This window comes from Halorubellus sp. JP-L1 (genome assembly GCF_011440375.1).
In the GTDB taxonomy this organism is placed as follows: domain Archaea; phylum Halobacteriota; class Halobacteria; order Halobacteriales; family Natrialbaceae; genus Halorubellus.
In genome coordinates this window covers 870,353-890,043 of sequence record NZ_JAAOIR010000001.1, presented here as the reverse complement: position 1 = coordinate 890,043, position 19,691 = coordinate 870,353, and the positions used below count along the sequence as shown (strand labels likewise).

Genomic DNA, 19,691 nt, shown 5'->3' with positions numbered 1-19,691 from the left:
GCGGTCCCTACCGGTCTGCGCCGGGGTCGGTTCGTGCGTTCGTCGCGCGCAGGATGGCGGGCGTCGTTCGCGCGCGGTCGGAAGTCGTGGTGGGAGTATGAAGATTTTTGGCTCGCTCGTCTCGTAGTGAGGGTATGGACTACGACGAGAACCTCGAGCGAGCGCTTTCGGAGACGCCCGACATCGAGGCGGCTAGCGACCGGTTCGACGTTCCCGACCCCGAGATCCGTCAGGAGGGCAAGCTCACGGTGTACGAGAACTTCCAGGCGACGGTCGACCGCCTGAATCGCGACGAAGACCACGTGATGCAGTTCCTCCAGAACGAGCTGGGGACGAGCGGGCACATCGACGAGAGCGGGCGCGCTCGCCTCAAGGGCGAGTTCCGCGTGGTCCGCATCGAGGAGGCCGTCGACGACTACGTCGAGGGGTTCGTGCGCTGCTCGGAGTGCGGGCTGCCGGACACCGTGTTCGAGCGCGAGGACGGCGTGCTCCTCATCCGCTGCGAGGCCTGCGGCGCGCAGTCGGCGACGGGCACCTGAAGGGACGGACTGTCTTTCTGCGTTCTCTCGAGAACGAGACCGCGGAGTCGGTCAGCCGAGTTGCTTGAGCGTGGAGAGGTCGTGGTCGGTGCGCATGAACTCGGCCGTCGGCCGGCTCGCGTGACAGTTCGGACAGTGGAACGTGTCGCCGGCACCGGGGAGGTCGTCGGGGGCGGTCTCCCAGTCCTTCGCGCACTCCGGGCAGAGAAGTCTCACGTACGTCTCGACCATGCCACTCTCTAACACTACCGGGCATGAAAAACTTTGCCGCCCGCGACCGCGCTCCGATCACCGCTCGCGACGTCGCCGTCGACAGTCACGCGCCCACTGCGAACGTGCTCCAGTTCAGGCGGCCGCCAGCCCCGCGTCCGAGGCGTCCAGGAGTTCCTTGTAGCGGTTGCGGATGGTGACCTCGCTGACGTTCGCGACGTCGCCGACCTCGCTCTGCGTGACCTTCTCGTTAACGAGGAGCGCGGCCGCGTACACCGCGGCGGCGGCGAGACCGACCGGGGACTTCCCGGAGTGTAGGCCCGCGGTCCGTGCGTCGTCGAGCAGCTGGCGCGCGCGTCGCTCGCCCTCGTCGCTGAGGCCGAGTTCGCTCGCGAACCGCGGCACGTACTGGGCGGGGTCCGCGGGCTGGATCTCGAGGTTGAGTTCGCGGACGACGTACCGGTACGTCCGCGTCAGCTCCATCTTGTCGACGCGCGAGACGAGCGCGATCTCGTCGAGGCTGCGGGGGGTGCCGGCCTGGCGGGCGGCGGCGTAGAGGCTCGCGGTCGCGACGCCCTCGATGCTCCGACCGGGGAGCAGGTCCTCGTCGAGCGCGCGCCGGTAGATGACGCTGGCGGTCTCGCGGACGTTCTTCGGGAGCCCCAGCGAGGACGCCATGCGGTCGATCTCGCCGAGGGCCTGCTTGAGGTTGCGTTCCTTCGAGTCGCGCGTGCGGAAGCGCTCGTTCCAGGTGCGCAGGCGCTGCATCTTCTGGCGCTGGTTGGACGAGAGGCTGTTGCCGTAGGCGTCCTTGTTCTGCCAGCCGATGTTCGTCGACAGCCCGTCGTCGTGCATCATCTTCGTCGTGGGCGCGCCGACGCGGGACTTCTCGTCCTTCTCGCTCGCGTTGAACGCACGCCATTCGGGACCGCGGTCGACGGCGTCCTCCTCGACGACGAGTCCACAGTCGCCGCAGACGGTCTCGCCGCGGGCCTCGTGGCTCTGGAGCGAACCGCCGCACTCGGGGCACGTTCGCTCGTCGACGCTCTCGGTCGTCTCGTCGACTGTCGTCTCATCCGTGCGGGCTGTACTGTGTCGTTCCGTCGTGGTTGTGGTGTCGGTCATGTGTGTTCCTCGAATCGGGTTGCGGTCGACTGCGGGGCGAGAAGATAGACGAGCCCTGCAGGACTGTTCCTCACCCATAGTAAGTGCGATAACTATATAAAAGTTTCGCCTTCTTTAAATACGGTAGTCCATGTATACTTGAATCCGTTGGCGGAGCGCGAAACGTTCAAGTAGGATTCGGTGTGGAGACCGATCGGATACGGTCGTGGTCAGCGACGGCGTGCGAGGAACGCGGCGCCCAAAAGCGCCAGCACGGCCACCACGACGCCGAACCCGGGCGAGCCGCCCGCGTCACCGTCGGCACCGTCGTCCATCGCGGTCTCGTCGGTCGTCTCCGCGCTCGTCGTCGCTTCGTCGTTCGTCGACGTCCCCTCGTCCATCCCAGTCTCCATCTCGACGCTGAACGTCACCTGACCGGCGGCAACGACGGCGCCGCCATCGGCGACGTAGGGCCCGTCGTTCGCGCCCTCACTGGAGACGAAGTCGTACGCCTGATTCGCGTTCGTGTCCTGGTGCGGCATCGCGACGAGCGTCGTGTCCTCCTCGACCGGCGAGTCGAGCGTGACTTCGACGTCCTCGTGCGTGCCCGCCTCCAGGTACGTGCTCGTGCCGCGGACGCTCTCGAACACCGCACCGTCCTGGAGGGACGCGTCGTGGATCGTCACGAACCCGCCCTTGTTCAGCGTCACCGAGTCGACGACGACCGTCTGGCCGTCGGACTCCTGCGCACCGAAGGACACGGTCGCCTCCGGCGTGACCGTGACCTGCGACGTCGTCACGACCGCACCGCCAGCGGCGACGTACGGGCCGTCTTCAGCGCCCTCGCTTGTGAGGAAGTCGTACTGCTCGTTCTCGTTCGTGTCGCGGTGCACCATCGGCACGATCGTCGCGTTCTCGCTCAGCGCCGAGTCGAGCTCGACCGTGACGTTCTCGTGCGTGCCCGGCCCGAGGTACTCGCTCGTGCCGCGGACGCTCTCGAACACCGCACCCTCGGTGACGGACGCGTCGTGGATCGTCACGAACCCGCCTTCGTGGAGCGTCACCGAGTCGATCGTCACCGTCGACCCGTTCGTCTCCTGGTCGCTCGTCTCGAGGACCGCCTGCACGCTCACGCGAGCCGTGTCGACGACCGCGCTGCCGTTCGCGACGTATGGGCCGTCGTCGCTGCCCTCGCTCGTGAGGAAGTCGTACTGCTCGTTCTCGTTCGTGTCGCGGTGCGCCATCGGGACGAGCGTCGCCGTCGACCGGACGGACTCGTCGAGCGTCACCGTCACTGCCTCGTGGTGACCGGCTTCGAGGTACTCGCTCGTACCGATCGCGCTCCCGAACGTCTCGCCCGCGAAGAGGGAACTGTCGTGGATCGTCACGAACCCGCCTTCGCTCAGGTCGACGTCCTCGACGACGACCGTCCGGCCGTCGCTGGACTGGTCGGCCATCGAGACGGTCGCGCTGACCGAGACCGTCCCGGCGTCGACCACCGCGCTACCGTCGTCGGTGTACGGCCCGTCGTCCGCGCCGTCGCTCGTCACGAAGTCGTACTGGTCGTTGCGGTTGGAGTCCTCGTGCGGCATCGCGACGAGCGTCGAGTCGTTCTCGATGGACTCGTTCAGGAGGACCTCGACCTCTGCGTGGTAGCCCGGCGAGAGCTTCGCGCTCGTGCCGGCGACGCTATCGAAGACCGCGCCGTCCAGGAGGCTCGCGTCGTGGACCGTCACGAAGCCACCCTTGGGGACGAACACGTCCTCCACGACGACGCGCTCGCCGCCGGTGGTCTGGTTCGCGAACGTCGCGGCCGCGGTGTCCGTCTGCACGACGGACATCGTATCGACGACCGCCGAGCCGTCGGCGTTCGCGTACGGCCCGTCTGCACTGCCTTCGCTCGTCGCGAAGTCGTACTCCTGGTTCCCGTTCGTGTCCATGTGGGCCATCGGAACGAGCGTGGCGTTCCGCGTCACCGCGCTCTGGAGGTTGATGCGGACGTTCTCGTGCACGCCGGCCTCGAGGTACGCGCTCGTGCCACGGATGCTGTCGAACACCGCACCCTCGGTGACGGAGGCGTCGTGGATCGTCACGAAGCCGCCCTCGGAGAGTTCGACGCGGTCGACGACGATGGCGCCGCCGTTGGTCGGGATGTCGGTCGCGGAGACGCTCGCGGACACCGTGACGTTCGCGGACGCCATCACGATGTCGCCGTCGGTCGTGTACGGGCCGTCGACCTCGCCGTTCGAGGAGACGAACTCGTACGCGCGGTCGCCGTTCGTGTCCCGGTGCGCCATCGCGAACAGCGTGTCGTCCCCGCTCAGGGGTTCGTCGAGCGTCACGGTGACGTTCTCGTGGGTTCCCTGCTCGAGGTACTCGCTCGTGCCGCGGACGCTCCCGAGCACGTCGCCGTCGCCGAGCGAGCTGTCGTGGATCGTCACGAAGCCGCCCTCGTCGAGCGTCACCTGGTCGACCGTGACCGTCGTCCCGCCGGTGGTGCCGCCGGAGAACTGCACCATCGCTTGCGTCGCGTCGTTCGTCGCGTCCTGTGCGTCGACTGCTGGCGTACTCACAGCCGTCGCCGTCGCGACCCCGGAGATCGCGAACATGCAGACGACCAGTAGCACGGGTATGCGTGACCGCATACTTCCTGCAACCACGACCCACTTAAAGAGGATATTCCGAACTACGGCCCGCCTCTCACCCAAATCTCTCCCGAAAGTCACCCCCGTCCCGCGTTTGGGCGCCGGAGGCGCTGGAACGAGGCTGCGACCAGTGGACCACGGCTGGCTTATAAACTAGCCGGTGCCAGGCCGGGGGCCTCCGGGTCCAAATTCGCGCTACCGGAGGAGATCGAGATACCGGTGCGCAAGCCTGATCTCGATCGGCGAGTACGCCATCGAGCCACCAACGACGCCATTGAGCCACCAACGACGCCATCAAGTCACCAACGACGCCATCGGGCCAGCGAGAACGCGAGAACGAGGCCGCGCTAGGGAGTGTGGTCGCGAGCGGTCAGTCCCACGTCACCCACGTCAGGAACGCGAGGCCGACGGCCTCCACGACGTGGAGCGCGAGCTGCCACTGCCAGACGACCTGGGGGACGAGGCTGTCGTCGTGCCACCACGCCGAGAGCATCGGATCGAGCAGGTAGTAGTACACCACGGCGACGTTCTCCAGGAGCAGGAGGCTCGCGAAGACGAGTAGCCCGAGCGTATGCTTCGAACGGAACTTCAGGTAGTTCCGCCCCCACACGTACGTCAGCGCCAGCAGCAGGACGACGTTCACGCCCGCTGCAACTTGCGCCACGGTTACCCAGAGCCGCATCTCACCCGCGACTTGCGCCACAGTCGTCAGGAGCCGCATCTCACCCGCGACTTGCGCGACGGGCACCCAGAGACTCATCTACACCACCATACCGTACTGTCGTGGATATACTCTTTCCCAATTTCGGCCACAGTCTCTCCCCTCTTCGTCGATTTCGTTGTGCGAGCGCCTCGACGGACGACCTCGCGGTGCGTTCTCGAGTCGTTCATGCGTCCACCTCCACGTCGACCTCCGTCGCGACCTCCTCGACGACGTGCCAGTGATCCCGGGACTGCTGGGTCGGGAGGTAGACGGCGCCGTAGTCGTCGCCGCTCTTCTTCACGACGTCGTTGTCCACGAGCACGTCGAGGTGATGCCGGACGGTCTTGTAGTCGAGGTCGAGAGCCTCGGCGAGCTGGTTGGCGTTCCGTGGTCGGTCGTCGATGGTCGCGAGCAGGCGAATGCGGTTCTCACCGCCTCGCGTGCCGGTCAACACGTACCACAGGACGCCCTCCATTCGTTCCCCTCGACTCGCCCCCACCACATGACTCTAACGACGGCGGGCGATTCGGGCGGAGAACCGTCGACCGTCTCCACGATCACTCTCGGCCGTTCCCTGGAGCACGACCGCGGGCATGCTCGACGCGTCGAGGGTCGCGAGCGGTTGCCGGTTCTGGCGGTAGTTATTAGCGCTCCTCGTGAGAGGATTGTGCATGGACGACCACCGCTTCGAGACGCGGGAGGTACACTCTCACGAACGCAGGGACCCGTATGGGGCGCTCATGCCGCCGATCTACGCGAACTCGACGTACGAGTACGCGTCGCCGACGGAGACGAAGGCCGGGTTCCGGTACTCGCGGGACGCGATGCCGACGCGGACGGCGCTCGAGGAGTCGTTCGCGAACTTCGAGGGCGGCGAGCACGCGAGCGCGTTCGCGTCCGGGATGGGCGCCATCGACGCCGTGTTCACGGCGACGCTCTCCGCGGGCGACCACGTCGTCGCAGCGAACAACCTGTACGCGGAGACCCACGACCTCCTGACGGACGTCTACAGCGAGTACGGCGTCGAGCTGACGCAGGTCCCGATCACGGACGTCGACGCCATCGCGGACGCGATGCGCGAGGAGACCGCGCTCGTGCACTTCGAGTCGCCGACGAACCCGATGCTGAACGTCGGGGACGTCGCGGGCGCGGCCGAGGTCGCGCACGAGTACGACGCGAAGCTCTCCATCGACAACACGTTCGCGTCGCCGTACCTCCAGCGGCCGCTCGAACTGGGCGCGGACCTCGCCGTGGAGTCGCTCACGAAGTACCAGTGCGGGCACTCGGACGCCATCGCGGGTGCGGTCGCGACGAACGACGCCGACCTGGCCGAGGAACTGGAGTACGTCCAGTACCGCCGGGGCGCCATCCCGAGTCCGTTCGATTGCTTCCTCGTCCTCCGGGGGATGAAGACGCTCTCGACCCGGATGGAGCGCCATTGCGCGAACGCGCGCGCCGTCGTCGACGCGCTCGTCGGGAACGAGCACGTCACCGAGGTGTACTATCCGGGCCTCGAGTCCCACGAGAACCACGACGTCGCCGCCGAGCAGATGGACGACTTCGGCGCGATGGTCGCGTTCGAACTCGACGGCGACGTCGACACCGTCACCGAGTTCGCTGCCGGCCTCGAACTCATCACGCTCGCGGAGAGCCTCGGTGGAGTCGAGAGCCTCGTGGAGGTCCCGGCGACGATGACTCACCAGGACCTCTCGTCGGAGGCGCTCGCGAACGCGGGCATCCCGGAGACGCTCGTGCGCCTGAGCGTCGGCACCGAGCACCCCGACGACCTCGTCGCGGACGTCGAGCACGCCATCGCCGCGGCGTTCGACGAGCGATGACGGGCGAACCCGGAGCGAGTGGCGGCGAGTACCCCGACGACGTCGCGGGCCTCGCGCGGGAACTCGTTCGCATCCCGAGCGAGAACCCGCCGGGCGAGGAGCGTGCGGTCGCCGAGTACGTCGTCGACTGGTGCGAGCACCACGGCCTCGACGCCGAGCTGGTGCCGACGCCGGAGGCGCCGGAGCGACCGAACGCGGTCGCCGTCGTCGGCGACCACGACGGCGCCGACGACGCTGGCGGTCCGACCCTCGTCCTGAACGGGCACACGGACGTCGTGCCCGCGGGCGACCGGGGCGCGTGGACGCACGACCCCTACGCTGGCGAGATCGTCTCGGCGGAAGGCGGCGGGGACGTTCGAGGCGGCGGGGACGTGCTGTACGGTCGCGGGAGCGCCGACATGAAGACGGGCGTGGCGGTCGCGCTCGCGACGGCGCTCGAGCTGGCGCCGCGCTTCGAGTCCGGCGATCTCGACGGTGCGCTCGTCGTGCACGCCGCCGCGGGCGAGGAGACCGGACTGCCGGGGACGCGAACGCTCGTCGACGAGGGGTACGGCGGCGACTGCGCGATCGTGCTCGAACCCACCGAGTTGCGCGTGGCGACGAGCGCGAAGGGCGTCGTCACGTACCGCGTCACCGTCCGCGGCGAGTCCGCGCACGCGAGCCACCCGGACGAGGGCCGGAACGCGCTCGACGGCGCCCGCGCGCTGTTCGACCGGTTCGACGCGTACGACGCCGAGGTGCGCGAGCGCGTGGACGACCTCGTCGGTCGCGGGTACGCGACCGTCACGAGCGTCGAGGGCGGCACGGACGGGAACATGGCGGTCGTGCCCGATGGCGTCGAGTTCCTGCTCGACCGGCGGGTGCTTCCCGCGGAGTCCATCGAGGCCGTCGACGCCGAGGTCGAGGCCGTCCTGGACGCTGCCGCGCGCGAGGACGGCGTCGACGCCGACGTGGAGACCGTGCAGTACTATCGCTCCGCGAGCATCCCGAGCGACCACGCGTTCGCCGAACTCGTCCGCGACTGCACCGGCGACCGTGCGCCGCGCGATCCGTGGGGGCTGGAGGCCGCGACCGACGCCCGCGAGTTCGTCGCCGACGGCATCCCCGCGGTCGTCTGGGGGCCCGGCAGCCTCTCGCAAGCACACACCGTCGACGAGCACGTCGACCTAGACGAGGCCAGGGACGCCCGCGGGGTCCTCGAGTCCGTCGCCGAACGCGTCCTCGATGGCGACCTCGACGACGCACTCGACGGCGACCTCGCGGACTGACGTCGTGCGCGCGATGTGTGACGTCGAGGGCGCGCGAGGCCGGTCCGGGACGCGTGCGAGGGTGCGCCGTCAGCGCGCCCGGTCGATGATCGCGTCCACGTCGCCCTCCATCGGATTCCCGTGCCCCGGCAGGAGCGTGACCGTGCCGAGACCGGCGAGTCGGTCGAGCGACGCCCTGGCGGCCTCGTGGTCCTCGTCGGCCGCGCCGAGCAGTTGCGGGCCGCTCTCTCGCCCGGTGAAGATGTTCCGCGTGGCCAGCACGTCTCCACAGAACAGGACGTCGCGGTCCTCGACGTAGAGCGCGCAGGACCCGGGCGTGTGCCCCGGCGCGAACAGCACGCGCGGTTCGCCGGGAACGGGCAGCACGTCGCCGTCCGAGATCGGTTCGAACTCCGCGACGGGGTCGATCGACGTGATGCCGTCGCGGACCAATTCGGCGGCGTACCGGAGGAATGCGGGCCGCCAGAGGTTCCGATAGAACCAGCCCGGCGCTCCGTCGGAGGGGTTCCGCAGGTGATGGCGGTCGTCGGGATGCAGGTAGACCGGGACGCCCTCGTCGGCCAGGCGTCTCGCGAACCCGACGTGGTCGGGGTCGCCGTGGGTCAACGCGAGCGCGGCGACGTCCTCGAACCCGTAGTCGTGCACTACGAGCCAGTCCTCGAGTTGCGGCCAGTGAGCGGGGAGGCCGGCGTCGACGAGGGTCAGGCCGTCGTCGGCCTCGAGGACGTACCAGTTGATGCGCCGGGTCCCGAACCGGTAGACGCCGTCGGCCACCCTGCGGTCGTCTCCGTCCCGAGCCGTCACTGTTCGTGCCATGCGTTACGTTCGCACGATAGGTACTTCATCGATTCGTCGCGCACCAGCCAGCGCAGCGGCTCGCTCACTGCGTGAACAGGTGGCCGTCGCGCGGGACGTCGAACAGGCCGACGCGGGCGCCCGCGTCGAGCCACGCGTGCCCGTAGGAGAACGCGGCGAGCGCGTTCACGGGGTCGTCGTTCGCGCGGAAGTGCTCGCCGTCGTCGAGGTACGAGGTCGCCATCTCCAGGCACTCCAGGGCGGCCTCGCCCATCGGCGTGTCCTCGGGCGCGCACACCTCGACCTCGTCGACGGCTTCGGCGAGCAGGTCGTGGTAGCGGTCGGTCTTCTCCTCGAGGTCCGCGGGCATACCCCGAGCGTCGACCGGCCGGGACGTAAGCGCGTCGCCTCGATGCAGGACAAGGCTTACGCGCCAGGCCCGCGACGCCGTGGCTACATGCTGCCCTCCGAGTCCCGCCTCCCCGCCCTCCTCGCCGTCCTCGCGATCGTGAGCCTCGCCGTGGCCGTCCCCGCCGCGTTCCCCGGACGGCTCGGGTACGGCTGCGGCGGCCCCCAGGGTGCGGACCTCGACCAGAACGTCCGCGGCCAATGGCTCGTCCTCCGCGGCGGTGAGACCGACGGTGGGTCGCCGCCGGTCGTCGCCCGGTACGACGCCGACTGGCGCGAACTCGCGCGGTACGAACTCGAACCGCCGGCGAACGCGACCGGCGACGACGAGGAGCTCCGTGCGACCGCACTCGTCCCCTCGGAGGACGGCTGGTGGCTCCTCACAGCGGACGACCGCGCGTACAGGTACGACCGGAACGGCTCGTTCACGGGCGGCGAGAGCCCGGCTGCGTCTGTCCGCGAGGGCGATGACCCGAGCGCAGCCGCCGCGCCAGAGGACGCCGTCGACTGGGAGATAGAGCAGTACGGCGACGCGACCGACGCCGAACGCGGCCCCGACGCGAACTACGTGCTCGCCCAGGACGGCACCGTCCTCGAGTACACGTCGAACTGGCAGTACACGGGCGTCACGCACGCCGTCTTCGCCGACATCGGCTGTTACGGCGAACGGCCGGCGTGGCCGTCGGCGTGGGAGCTCCTCGTCGCGTCGAGCGCCGTCGGACTGCTCGGCCTCGCGCTCGCGAGCGTCCTCGCACGCGACGACCTCCGGACGGCGGCGCTGCTGGCCGTCGGCGGGCCCGTCCTCGCCGGGACGTTCTCGATGTACCTCCTCCCGGACGCGGTCGGCACCGTCTACCGGCTCCCCGACGTCGCGATCGGCGTCGGCCTCCTCGCACCCGTCGCGTGGGCGGCGTGGACGACCCGCAAGGACCCGGTGGTCTCCGTGCCCGTCCTCGCACTCAGCGGTGCGGCGCTCGTCGCCGCGGGCGTCCGCTACGTCCTCGCGAGCGGCCTGCTCTGAGCGCTCGACGGATTCGAGTGCCGGTTCCGCCCCGTCGCTGTGAACCGCGCTTCACAGAACGGTTAATGAGCGTCCTGCCGTCGACTGTCCCGTGAACGCGACAGTGATCGGTTCCCAGTTCGGGGACGAGGGGAAGGGACGGATGACCGATATCTTCGGCGAGGGCGCCGACGTCGTGGTTCGATTCCAGGGCGGGAACAACGCGGGGCACACGATCACCGTCGGCGGGGAGGAGTACGCGCTCCGCCTCGTTCCGAGCGGCGTCGTCCGCGGGAAGACGGGCGTCGTCGGCAACGGCTGCGTCGTGGGCCTCGACACGCTGTTCACCGAGATCGACGCCCTCCGCGAGCGGGGACTGGACCCGGACGTTCTCGTCTCCGACCGGGCGCACGTCGTCCTCCCGTACCATCGCGTCCTCGACGACGTGGAGGAGGCCGCGAGGGACGAGGAGACGACCGCCGTCGGGACGACGGGGAACGGCATCGGGCCCGCGTACGCTGACAAGGCCGGGCGTCACGGAATCCGGGTCGGCGAGTTGCTGGACGCGGAGGCGCTGCGAACGCGCCTCGAGCACGTGGTCTCGCGGAAGCGCGCGTACGTCGAGGCCGCGTACGACGTCGAGACCGGCGACGAGTTCGACGTGGAGGGGCTGTTCGAGGAGTTCCGCGCGTACGGTCGGCGACTCGACCGCGAGGGCCTCGTCGTGGACGCGAGCTCGTTCCTCGCCGAGCGCGAGGACGCCGCCGTCCTCTTCGAGGGCGCGCAGGGAACGCACCTCGACCGCGACCACGGCGGGTACCCGTTCGTGACGTCGTCGAACCCGACCGCGGGCGGTGCGGTCGTCGGCTCGGGGGTCCCGCCGCAGGCGGTGGCTGATGGCGAGATAATCGGCGTCGTGAAGGCGTATCTCTCCCGGGTCGGGGCCGGCCCGATGCCGACGGAGTTCGAGGGCGAGGTCGCCGCGGAGATCCGAGAGCGAGCGGGCGAGTTCGGCACGGTCACCGGGCGACCGCGACGGATCGGCTGGCTGGACCTCCCGATGTTGCGGCACGCGGCTCGCGTCAACGGGTTCACCGCGATCACGCTCAGTCACCTCGACGTGCTCGCGGGCCTCGACGAACTCGTGGTCTGCGACGCGTACGAGCTAGACGGCGAACGCGTCGAGACCGTTCCGTCCTCGCCCGACGAGTGGACCCGCTGCGAACCCCGTTTCGAGCGGTTCGAGACGTGGGACGACCGGGACTGGATTGCCGTGGCCGAGGGGGGCTACGGGGCGCTGCCCGAGAACGCCAGGGCGTACGCGGAGTACGTCGCCGACGAACTGGACGTGCCGATCTACGCGCTCGGCGTGGGCCCGGGTCGCGAGGCGACGATCGTCCGAGAGAACCCCCTCGTGCAGGGACGAGAGCGCGAACTGGAGGCCTGAGATGCAAGTCCGAACTGGACTCAGCGTGCCCGAGGGGTACGGCGTGTCGTTCGACGACGCGGTCGAGATCGCGTCCCAGGCGGAGTGCGACTTCGTCGAAGTCCTCTTCGACGGGCGCGCACGCCCCGAGCGCGTCGACGCGACGCTCGGGGCCGCGCTCGACGACGCGGACGGCGTCGGGCTGGTCGCGCACCTCCCGTTCACCGTGCCGGTCTGGTCTCCATTCGACGCGCAACGGCGCGGCTGTCTGGAGACGCACAGGGCCTGTCTCGATGCCGCGGCCGCCCTCGACGCGGAGGCGGCGGTCGTCCACCCGTCCCACGCCGCGATGGGGGACGCGTACGACGAGCCGACGATCGTCGACGGCGTCCTCGAGTCGCTCACCGAACTCCACGCGTACGGCGATCGACTCGGCGTCGACGTCTGCGTCGAGAACGTCCAGTCCGGGCCGTTCACGCTCGACGGACTCGCGCGCGTCGTCGACGGGACGCCCGCCGGACTGGTCGTCGACACCGGGCACGCGCGGGTGTCGGGACACGGGGACGAGAGACTCGCCGAGTTCGTCGCCGACCACCGCGATCGAATCGAGCACGTGCACCTCAACGACACGCGCGGTCCGAGCGACGAACACCTCCCGCTCGGCGTCGGAACCGTCGACTTCCGCTCGGTCCTCGGCGCGCTCGGCCCGACGTGGACCGGCCGCCTCTGTGCCGAAGTGATCACCGGCGACCGCCGCGCCCTCGAACGGAGCCTCGACAGACTTACGACGTACGTCGCGGAACACCGAGACGAACGCGACTTCGAGACAGACGCGGAACGACGGGACTGACGCGGTCCCGAGACTGACGCGGTATCGAGACTGACGCGGTATCGAGACGGATCCGACACAGGACGATGTCGACCACCACGCACCGATGAGCGACGAGGGATTCGACCACGAGACGGCGTTCTCGCTCCTCGCGGACGAGACCCGAGTCCGGATCGTCGAGGAACTCGGGCACGCGACCGTCTCGCCGGACGCGGGCATCCCGCACCTCACGTACGCGGACCTGAAGTCGCGCGTGGACGTCCGGGACTCCGGGCGGTTCAACTATCACCTCACGAAGCTCCTCGGGAACTACGTCGCGAAAGGCGACGCCGGCTATCGCCTGCGGTGGCCGGGGATGGTGCTGTACCGGGCGCTCGTCGCCGGACTCCTCACTAGCGACGCCGACCTCTCGATCGACCGCTTCCCGACCGGCACGGACTGTCATCGCTGCGGTGACCCGGTCGAGGCGCACCTCTACGAGACGCTGTTCCGCGTCCGCTGCTGGTCCTGCGACGCGAACTACGCGGACATCTACGTTCCGGCGCAGGGGCTCGTCGACGAGACGCCCAAGGAACGACTCCGGACCGTCCACCGGCGGAGTCGAACCGTCCTCGACGCCATGACCGCCGGTCAGTGCCCGTGGTGTGCGAACGCGGTCGCCGTGGAAGTCCACGCCGGAGACGGGTCCCTGCCCTCTCTCCACGACACTCGCGACCTCGACGCCTACGCCATCCTCCGATGCACGAACTGCACCGGGTTCCACTACCTCCCTGTCTCGCAGGTCCTCCTCTATCATCCGGCGACGATCGCGTTCTATCACGACCACGGGGTGGACCTGTCCGCGATCCCGAAGTGGGAGCTCCGGTGGGCAGTCACGGACGCGACGACGGAGGTACGTGGCACCGACCCGTGGCGGTTCACCGTTCGCGTGCCGCTCGACGACGACGTGCTCGTCGCGGAGATAGACGACGACCTGGACGTCACCGCGACGCGAGTGGAGGAGAAACGCCGGTAGCGGGTCGCCGCCGCGGTCACGACGAGTGCAGCACCGCTGCAGTCACGACGAGAGGATCTCCGGGAGGTCCGCGAGCGATGACAGCGTGTACGTCGGCTCAGGGTCGTTCGCGCCCCGGCGTCCGTCGCCGAAGGGGACCCACGCGGTGTCGATGCCGAGTTCGTTCGCGCCGTCGACGTCCTTCGAGAGCGAGTCGCCGACTTTGAGGACCGAACCGGGGTCGACGTCCAGGCGGGCGAGGGCCAGTTCGAACGGATCGCTCGCCGGTTTCACTCGCGGCACGTCGCTCCCGTAGACGACCGCGTCGAACCGGTCGGTCAGGTCGACCGCTCGGAGCTTCTTCGCGTGCGTGTCCTCCGGGCCGTTCGTCACGACGGCGGTGGCGAGGTCGGTCGCCGCTTCGACCGCGGCCTCGGCCCCGGGACGGAGGGCGACCGCGTGGTTGTCCAGGACGTCGTTGTACGCCCGGACGAGGTCGCTCGCGGGCACGTCGGACCCGGTGGCCGCCGCCGCGGTCGCGAACACGCGGCGTTCGTAGCTCTCGGCGTCCAGCTCGGCGGCTCCTTCCCGGACGACGTCGGCGGCGAGTTCCAGCGTCTCGGGGCGACAGAACGGCTCGATGCCGACGTCGGCACACGCGGCCTCGAACAGGGCCGCGGCGTCCTGGACGTGCTCGACGAGGGTCCTGTCGAGGTCGAAGACGACCGCCTCGTACTGCCGCTGGGAAGATCGGGCCGTCATGCGCGGCCCTCCGAGACGCAGTCGAGCAAGCGCGCTTTCAGTTCCGGCGTCGTCGCCGCGACGTACGCGTCCCCGCTGGCGGCCGTGCACAGCCCGGCCTCCGCCGCGAACAGCTCGCCGAGGCGCTGCTCCTCGCGGTCGGGGTGATAGCAGTAGATGCCGTCGAGCCGGCCGCGAGCGAGCAGCGCCCAGTGAAGCGTCGGGCACCAGCTCTCCAGTCGTCGCTTGCACCGGGCCTCCACGAGCCGGTCGATCGACGCGGCCGCGTCGCGGCGGCGTTCGTCGCGCTTGACGTCGTGTCCGATCACGGACGCGACGGTGGCCGCGGCCGGGTCGAGGCGACGCCCCGAATCCGTCACCGATACCTGCCGACCGTCCCATCGGACCCCGTCCGTGACGCTCGCGACGTAGGTGTCGTCCGTCGCGGGGACGTAAATCGCGCCGACCACGGGACGGTCGTCCGAGAGGACCGTGGCGGCCGCGGTGAACGTCGGGAGTCCGGCTTCGAAGTTGTTCGTCCCGTCGAGCGGGTCGACGATCCACTCGAACCGGGAGTGGTCGCCGTGTCGCCCGGACTCCTCCGCGTATATCTCGTGCGTCGGGAACGCGTCGCGGACGACGGAGAGCATCGCGTCCTCTGACGCGCGGTCGGCGGCGGACTTGACGTCGTGCGCGAGGAACTCCGCCGTCGTGTCGGTTCCGAAGAGTTCAGCGAGGCGGTCGCCGCCCGCTCGAACCGCCTCGGTCGCGACCGATTCGAGTCGAGCGATCGGGACGTCGTCGAGCCTCGACTCGGCTCCGGGTTCCGTTCGCGTCATGCTGCCCCCGCGCCGCTCCACTCGGGTGCCAGCAAGCCGAACCGGTGCGCGTCCACGAACTCGGCGCGCGCGAACCGGGCGTCGCGAGCGGTGCCTTCGTGGTCGAACCCGAGCCGGTCGAGGAGGCGTTCGGAGGCGTCGTTCCCGTCGACCACCTCGGCTTCCACCCGGCGAAGTCCGCGCTCGTCGAACGCGTGGTCGAGGAGCAGCGACACCGCCTCGGTCGCGTACCCGGTCCCCCTGTACGCCTCGAAGAGCCAGTAGCTGAGCGTCCCCGACGTCCCGTCGACGTCGAACAGGTTCACCGCTCCAGCGATCGGCGTCTCCGGCCCGGAATCGGCCGTGGCTCCCTCCGCTGTCGTGCGTGCTGTTTCGCGTCCGTCTCGGTGCCGTTCCTCGCCGCACGGGCAGACGAAGAGATTGACGCTGGAATCGTCCGCGGCGACCGACTCGACGAACTCGCGAACGCTCGACCGCGTCCACGGCCCGTCGATCCGGAGGTCGTGCCGGAACGTCGGCTCGTTCCGGACGCGACCGAGGACGTCGAAGTCGCGGTCGCACTGTTCGATCACTCGCAGGACGACGTCCGTCCCCTCGAGGAAGATGTGGCCTGGCATGTCTGTCTTCGATAGAACGTGCTCGGCGACGCGGCAAGTTGATTTGGAGAAATTGGCTTCCCCCGCTCGCTGCAACGAGCCGATTCTCGCCGTTCGCCACCAAAGGAGGGCTTCTAAGACAGTCTGTCGTGTGCGTCCCCGTATGGGGCGAGAGGGCGAGAATCCGGACGGGAACGAGCGCTCCGGGGGCGCGAACGACGGCGACTCGTTCGGGCGACTCGCGAACGCGACGCGCCTGGAGATCGTGGACGCGCTCGCCACGGACGAGACCCCGCTCGACTACACGGCGTTGTTCGAACGGGTCTCGGTCGACGACAGCGGGCAGTTCAACTACCACCTCCGGCAACTCGTCGGCGAGTACGTTCGGAAGACCGACGAAGGGTATCTGCTCGACCAGGCGGGGCTGCGAGCGGCGAACGTGATCGCGTCGAGCTCGCTGGAACTCGGCGCGAACCGCCAGTTCCAGCGGATCGACTCGCGGTGTGGCGCCTGCGGGTCCGACGGGGTCGATATCGGGTATCGAGCGGGCGAGGGCGTCGTTCGCTGTCCCGACTGCGAACGACGCCTGACGCGGTTCGACTTCCCCCCGGCGGCCGTGGAGACGTACGCGCCAGCGGCGTTCGCGGACGCGTTCGCCCAACGGACTCGGTCGTACATCGGGCTGGCGGACGACGGCGTCTGTCCGTTCTGTGCGCACTCGATGTCGACCGAGGTCGAGCCGTCGGCCGCGACGCACCCCGACGCGGTTCCGGTCGTCGGGCGCTGCTCGGCGTGTCCCGCAGGAATCCGAGCGCCGGTCGGGCTGGTCCTCTCGAATCGCCCCCGGATCCAGTCGCTGGTCGCGGACTCGGGCGTCCCGTTCCGGGAGACGCCGTTCTGGGAGTTCGAGTGGTGTACGTTCGACGCTCCGGTGATCCGGAAGACGGATCCACTCGTCGCGGAACTCGGCGTCGACGTGGGCGACGAGTCGGCTTCGATATTGGTGAACGCGAACGTGGAGATACTGGAACTCGACCACTGACGGTACCCGACCGGGACCGTCCGCTGGTCGACGCCAGGGGCTCCGTTCGACTACGGATGCGTATAATTGACGGGGGTGCGGTAGACGCGCAGTCGAGCACAATCGTAAAAGCGGTCCGGCGAGTAGGACGACGTACATGACAGATTCGCCCCGCGTGGAGGTCTACACGAAGGAGAACTGTGGGTACTGCGAGAAAGCCAAGGATCTGCTCGACGAGAAGGGCGTCGAGTACGAGACGATCAACGTCACCGGCGACGAGGACGCGTTCGAGGAGATGGTCGAGCGCGCCGACGGCCGTCAGACCGCGCCCGAAGTGTTCATCGACGACGAACTCATCGGCGGGTGGGACGAGACGAGCGCCCTCGACCAGGAGGGGAAGCTCGACGAGAAACTCGGACTCGTGACGGATGGTGGGAGCGACGACGAGGACGTCGAGGAGCACCGGAAGATGATCGTCGCGGGCACGGGCATCGCGGGCCTGACGGCAGCGATCTACGCGGCGCGGTCGAACAACGACCCGCTCGTGATCGAGGGCGACGAACCCGGCGGCCAACTCACGCTGACGACGGACGTCGAGAACTACCCGGGGTTCCCGGAGGGCATCTCCGGCCCCGACCTCATCAACAACATGAAAGAGCAGGCGACGAAGTTCGGTACCGACACGAAGAACGGCATCATCGAGGACGTCGTCGCGGGCGACCCCGAGAACGGGACGCCCCATCGCGTCGAGATGAGCAACGGCGACGTCTACACCGCCGACTCCGTCATCGCCGCCTCCGGTGCGTCCGCGCGAACGCTCGGCGTCCCCGGCGAGGACGAGATGATGGGGTACGGGCTGTCGACGTGCGCGACCTGCGACGGCGCGTTCTTCCGCGACGAGGACATGCTCGTCGTCGGCGGCGGCGACGCCGCGATGGAGGAGGCGAACTTCCTCACGAAGTTCGCGGACACGGTGTACATCGCGCACCGTCGCGAGGAGTTCCGCGCCGAGGACATCTGGATCGACCGCGTCATGGACAAGGTCGACGAGGGCGAGATCGAGATCCTCAAGAACACCGAACTCACCGAGATCCACGGGTCGCAGGAAGGGGGCGTCGACCACGTCACGCTCGTCTCCCACCCCGACGGCCACCCGAAGGAGAAACTCGACGCGGGCGACGACACCGTCGAAGCGTACGAGATGGACGTCGGCGCGGTGTTCTACGCCATCGGTCACACGCCGAACACGGAGTACCTCGAAGGAACCGGCGCGGAGATGGACGCCGACGGCTACCTGAAGACCGAAGGCGGCTTCGGCGGCGGCCAGACGAAGACGGGCGTCCCCGGCATCTACGGCGCCGGCGACGTCGTCGACTACCACTACCAGCAAGCCGTCACCGCCGCCGGCATGGGATGCAAGGCCGCGCTCGACGCCGACGAGTTCCTCGAGGACCTCGAACGCGCCCGCACCAAAGCCGACGCCGACGCCGACGCCGACGCGACCGCACGGGCCGACGACTGACGGCGCAAAGCGGTTCACGTTACAGGAACGGCCGCCTGGAGGCGGCTGTATGCTTGCGGAGTCGGTGTGAGAAACGGCCGCCTGGAGGCGGCCGTACGCTTGCGGAGTCGGTAGTCTGCTCGCGGAGTCAGTAGGGTTTTCAGGCTGGTCGTCCTCCATCGGGTATGGCAGACGACGTCGAAACTATCACGGTCAGTATCGAGACGGACGAGGACGCGGACGAGGTCGAGCTCCCGAGCGGGCTCGTGGACGTCCTCGCGGAACAGGGCCAGTCGCCGTCGGAGGTCGTCGGCGACATCACGCTCCTGTCGTTCGCGTCACGCGCGCACCACCTCGTGCACCACGACGAGGGCGACAACCCCGAACTCGACGCGATCGAGCAGGAGACGATGGCGCTCTTCGAGGAGCGCTTCGGCGTCACGTTCGGCGAAGCGACCGGCCACCAGCACTAGCGCCCTCCAGACTTCTCCGTTCGCTTCGCGTCGCCGAGCGACGGTCGTCCCCGCAACGACTCCGTCAGCTCACTCGTTTGCGTCCTCGACGTCGTACGCGAGGAGGACGCCGTCGTCGACGCGGTCGACGTCCTCGAGTTCGAGGTCGACGAAGTCGGGTTCGCGGAAGCCGTCGCCGTCCGCGAGCGTCGGGGCGTCCCGGCCGCCGATCACCTTCGACCCGACGTAGACGGTGAGTTCGTCGACGAGGCCGGCGTCGAACAGCGAAAAGACGAGTTCGCCGCCGCCCTCGACCATGAGTTCGGAGACGCCGCGGGATTCGAGCGCGTCGAGGCCCGCGGCGAGGTCGACGCGCTCGCCGCCCGCCTCCACGACCTCGGTTGTGTCGGTCCCGAGGCGCGCGCGACGGTCGCCGGGCGCGTCCGCGCCGACGAGGACGTACGTCTGCGCGCTGTCGTCGACCACCGCCGCGTCCGGCGGCGTTCGAGCGCGCGAGTCCGCGACGACGCGCGCCGGCTGCGCGGACTCGCCGCGGCCCTCGCGCGCCGCGACGCGCTCGTCGGACCTCACGGTGAGACTCGGGTCGTCCGCGAGCACCGTCCCGACGCCCACCATCACCGCGTCCGCATCCGCGCGGAGCGCGTCGACGCGCTCGAAGTCGTCGTCGCCGGAGATCGCGACCTGCCGGCGCTCCCGACTCGAGAGCTTGCCGTCGACGCTCGTCGCCGCGTTCACCACCACGTTCATGCCCCAGCGTTCGC

The 19,691-nt window shown here is 69.2% G+C and carries 21 protein-coding genes; 10 read left to right on the top strand and 11 right to left on the bottom strand.

Annotated elements, in window-relative coordinates; genetic code table 11:
• Positions 1 to 134: 134 nt before the first annotated feature.
• Complete coding sequence (locus tag G9C85_RS04535) at positions 135 to 539, top strand: translation initiation factor IF-2 subunit beta (protein WP_166037336.1); 405 nt, start codon at positions 135 to 137, stop codon at positions 537 to 539.
• 51 nt (positions 540 to 590) lie between these two features.
• Here the strand turns inward: G9C85_RS04535 and G9C85_RS04530 are convergent, their stop codons facing one another.
• From G9C85_RS04530 to G9C85_RS04510, 5 genes are all read right to left on the bottom strand, one after another.
• Positions 591 to 770: a hypothetical protein gene (locus G9C85_RS04530; RefSeq protein ID WP_166037334.1), complete on the bottom strand. Its 180-nt coding sequence runs from the start codon at positions 768 to 770 to the stop codon at positions 591 to 593.
• Between the two features lie 114 nt (positions 771 to 884).
• Positions 885 to 1,874: a transcription initiation factor IIB family protein gene (locus G9C85_RS04525; RefSeq protein ID WP_166037332.1), complete on the bottom strand. Its 990-nt coding sequence runs from the start codon at positions 1,872 to 1,874 to the stop codon at positions 885 to 887.
• A gap of 209 nt (positions 1,875 to 2,083) precedes the next feature.
• Positions 2,084 to 4,498 (bottom strand): PGF-CTERM sorting domain-containing protein, encoded by a 2,415-nt coding sequence (locus tag G9C85_RS04520; RefSeq protein WP_205254305.1) that lies wholly within the window; start codon positions 4,496 to 4,498, stop codon positions 2,084 to 2,086.
• A gap of 370 nt (positions 4,499 to 4,868) precedes the next feature.
• Entirely contained in the window at positions 4,869 to 5,258 is a 390-nt protein-coding gene (locus G9C85_RS04515) for a hypothetical protein (RefSeq protein ID WP_369680767.1), read from the bottom strand.
• Between the two features lie 127 nt (positions 5,259 to 5,385).
• Positions 5,386 to 5,676, bottom strand: coding sequence for a winged helix-turn-helix domain-containing protein (locus tag G9C85_RS04510; RefSeq protein WP_166037330.1), 291 nt, complete (start codon positions 5,674 to 5,676; stop codon positions 5,386 to 5,388).
• Positions 5,677 to 5,872: 196 nt separating this feature from the next.
• Between G9C85_RS04510 and G9C85_RS04505 the strand changes: the two genes are divergently transcribed.
• Together G9C85_RS04505 and G9C85_RS04500 are read left to right on the top strand one after the other, a co-directional pair.
• A complete protein-coding gene (locus G9C85_RS04505; RefSeq protein ID WP_166037328.1) occupies positions 5,873 to 7,039 on the top strand; it encodes a PLP-dependent aspartate aminotransferase family protein in 1,167 nt (388 codons plus the stop codon).
• Positions 7,036 to 8,307, top strand: a complete 1,272-nt coding sequence (locus tag G9C85_RS04500) for a M20 family metallopeptidase (protein ID WP_166037326.1) — start codon at positions 7,036 to 7,038, stop codon at positions 8,305 to 8,307. Before G9C85_RS04505 ends, G9C85_RS04500 begins: the two co-directional genes overlap by 4 nt.
• Before the next feature lie 69 nt (positions 8,308 to 8,376).
• On the opposite strand, the gene G9C85_RS04495 is transcribed toward G9C85_RS04500, so the two are convergent.
• A complete protein-coding gene (locus tag G9C85_RS04495; protein WP_166037324.1) occupies positions 8,377 to 9,123 on the bottom strand; it encodes an MBL fold metallo-hydrolase in 747 nt (248 codons plus the stop codon).
• Between the two features lie 64 nt (positions 9,124 to 9,187).
• Positions 9,188 to 9,472, bottom strand: a complete 285-nt coding sequence (locus G9C85_RS04490) for a DUF357 domain-containing protein (RefSeq protein ID WP_166037322.1) — start codon at positions 9,470 to 9,472, stop codon at positions 9,188 to 9,190.
• 87 nt (positions 9,473 to 9,559) lie between these two features.
• On the opposite strand from G9C85_RS04490, the gene G9C85_RS04485 reads away from it, so the two are divergent.
• The 4 genes from G9C85_RS04485 (at position 9,560) to G9C85_RS04470 (ending at position 13,780) form a co-directional block, all read left to right on the top strand.
• Complete coding sequence (locus G9C85_RS04485; RefSeq protein ID WP_166037320.1) at positions 9,560 to 10,531, top strand: hypothetical protein; 972 nt, start codon at positions 9,560 to 9,562, stop codon at positions 10,529 to 10,531.
• Positions 10,532 to 10,622: 91 nt separating this feature from the next.
• Positions 10,623 to 11,957, top strand: coding sequence for an adenylosuccinate synthase (locus G9C85_RS04480; protein ID WP_166037318.1), 1,335 nt, complete (start codon positions 10,623 to 10,625; stop codon positions 11,955 to 11,957).
• A 1-nt stretch (position 11,958) separates the two neighbouring features.
• Positions 11,959 to 12,786 carry a sugar phosphate isomerase/epimerase gene (locus tag G9C85_RS04475; protein WP_166037316.1) on the top strand — a complete coding sequence of 276 codons (828 nt, stop codon included), beginning with the start codon at positions 11,959 to 11,961 and terminating at the stop codon, positions 12,784 to 12,786.
• Between the two features lie 85 nt (positions 12,787 to 12,871).
• Complete coding sequence (locus tag G9C85_RS04470; protein WP_166037314.1) at positions 12,872 to 13,780, top strand: hypothetical protein; 909 nt, start codon at positions 12,872 to 12,874, stop codon at positions 13,778 to 13,780.
• A gap of 42 nt (positions 13,781 to 13,822) precedes the next feature.
• Here the strand turns inward: G9C85_RS04470 and G9C85_RS04465 are convergent, their stop codons facing one another.
• The 3 genes from G9C85_RS04465 to G9C85_RS04455 are packed head-to-tail and all read right to left on the bottom strand — an operon-like array spanning position 13,823 to position 15,956.
• A complete protein-coding gene (locus G9C85_RS04465) occupies positions 13,823 to 14,521 on the bottom strand; it encodes an HAD family hydrolase (RefSeq protein ID WP_166037312.1) in 699 nt (232 codons plus the stop codon).
• Positions 14,518 to 15,339: an inositol monophosphatase family protein gene (locus G9C85_RS04460; RefSeq protein ID WP_166037310.1), complete on the bottom strand. Its 822-nt coding sequence runs from the start codon at positions 15,337 to 15,339 to the stop codon at positions 14,518 to 14,520. Before G9C85_RS04460 ends, G9C85_RS04465 begins: the two co-directional genes overlap by 4 nt.
• On the bottom strand, positions 15,336 to 15,956 hold the full coding sequence (locus tag G9C85_RS04455) for a GNAT family N-acetyltransferase (RefSeq protein ID WP_166037308.1): 621 nt from the start codon (positions 15,954 to 15,956) through the stop codon (positions 15,336 to 15,338). Before G9C85_RS04455 ends, G9C85_RS04460 begins: the two co-directional genes overlap by 4 nt.
• A gap of 142 nt (positions 15,957 to 16,098) precedes the next feature.
• Here G9C85_RS04455 and G9C85_RS04450 point away from each other — a divergent pair, with 142 nt between their 5' ends.
• From G9C85_RS04450 to G9C85_RS04440, 3 genes are all read left to right on the top strand, one after another.
• Positions 16,099 to 16,977, top strand: coding sequence for a helix-turn-helix domain-containing protein (locus G9C85_RS04450; RefSeq protein WP_166037306.1), 879 nt, complete (start codon positions 16,099 to 16,101; stop codon positions 16,975 to 16,977).
• A gap of 136 nt (positions 16,978 to 17,113) precedes the next feature.
• Complete coding sequence (gene grxC / locus G9C85_RS04445) at positions 17,114 to 18,478, top strand: glutaredoxin 3 (RefSeq protein WP_166037304.1); 1,365 nt, start codon at positions 17,114 to 17,116, stop codon at positions 18,476 to 18,478.
• 164 nt (positions 18,479 to 18,642) lie between these two features.
• Positions 18,643 to 18,930, top strand: coding sequence for a hypothetical protein (locus tag G9C85_RS04440; RefSeq protein ID WP_166037302.1), 288 nt, complete (start codon positions 18,643 to 18,645; stop codon positions 18,928 to 18,930).
• Positions 18,931 to 18,999: 69 nt separating this feature from the next.
• Here the strand turns inward: G9C85_RS04440 and G9C85_RS04435 are convergent, their stop codons facing one another.
• On the bottom strand, positions 19,000 to 19,677 hold the full coding sequence (locus G9C85_RS04435) for a 2,5-diamino-6-(ribosylamino)-4(3H)-pyrimidinone 5'-phosphate reductase (protein WP_166037300.1): 678 nt from the start codon (positions 19,675 to 19,677) through the stop codon (positions 19,000 to 19,002).
• Between the last annotated feature and the right edge of the window lie 14 nt (positions 19,678 to 19,691).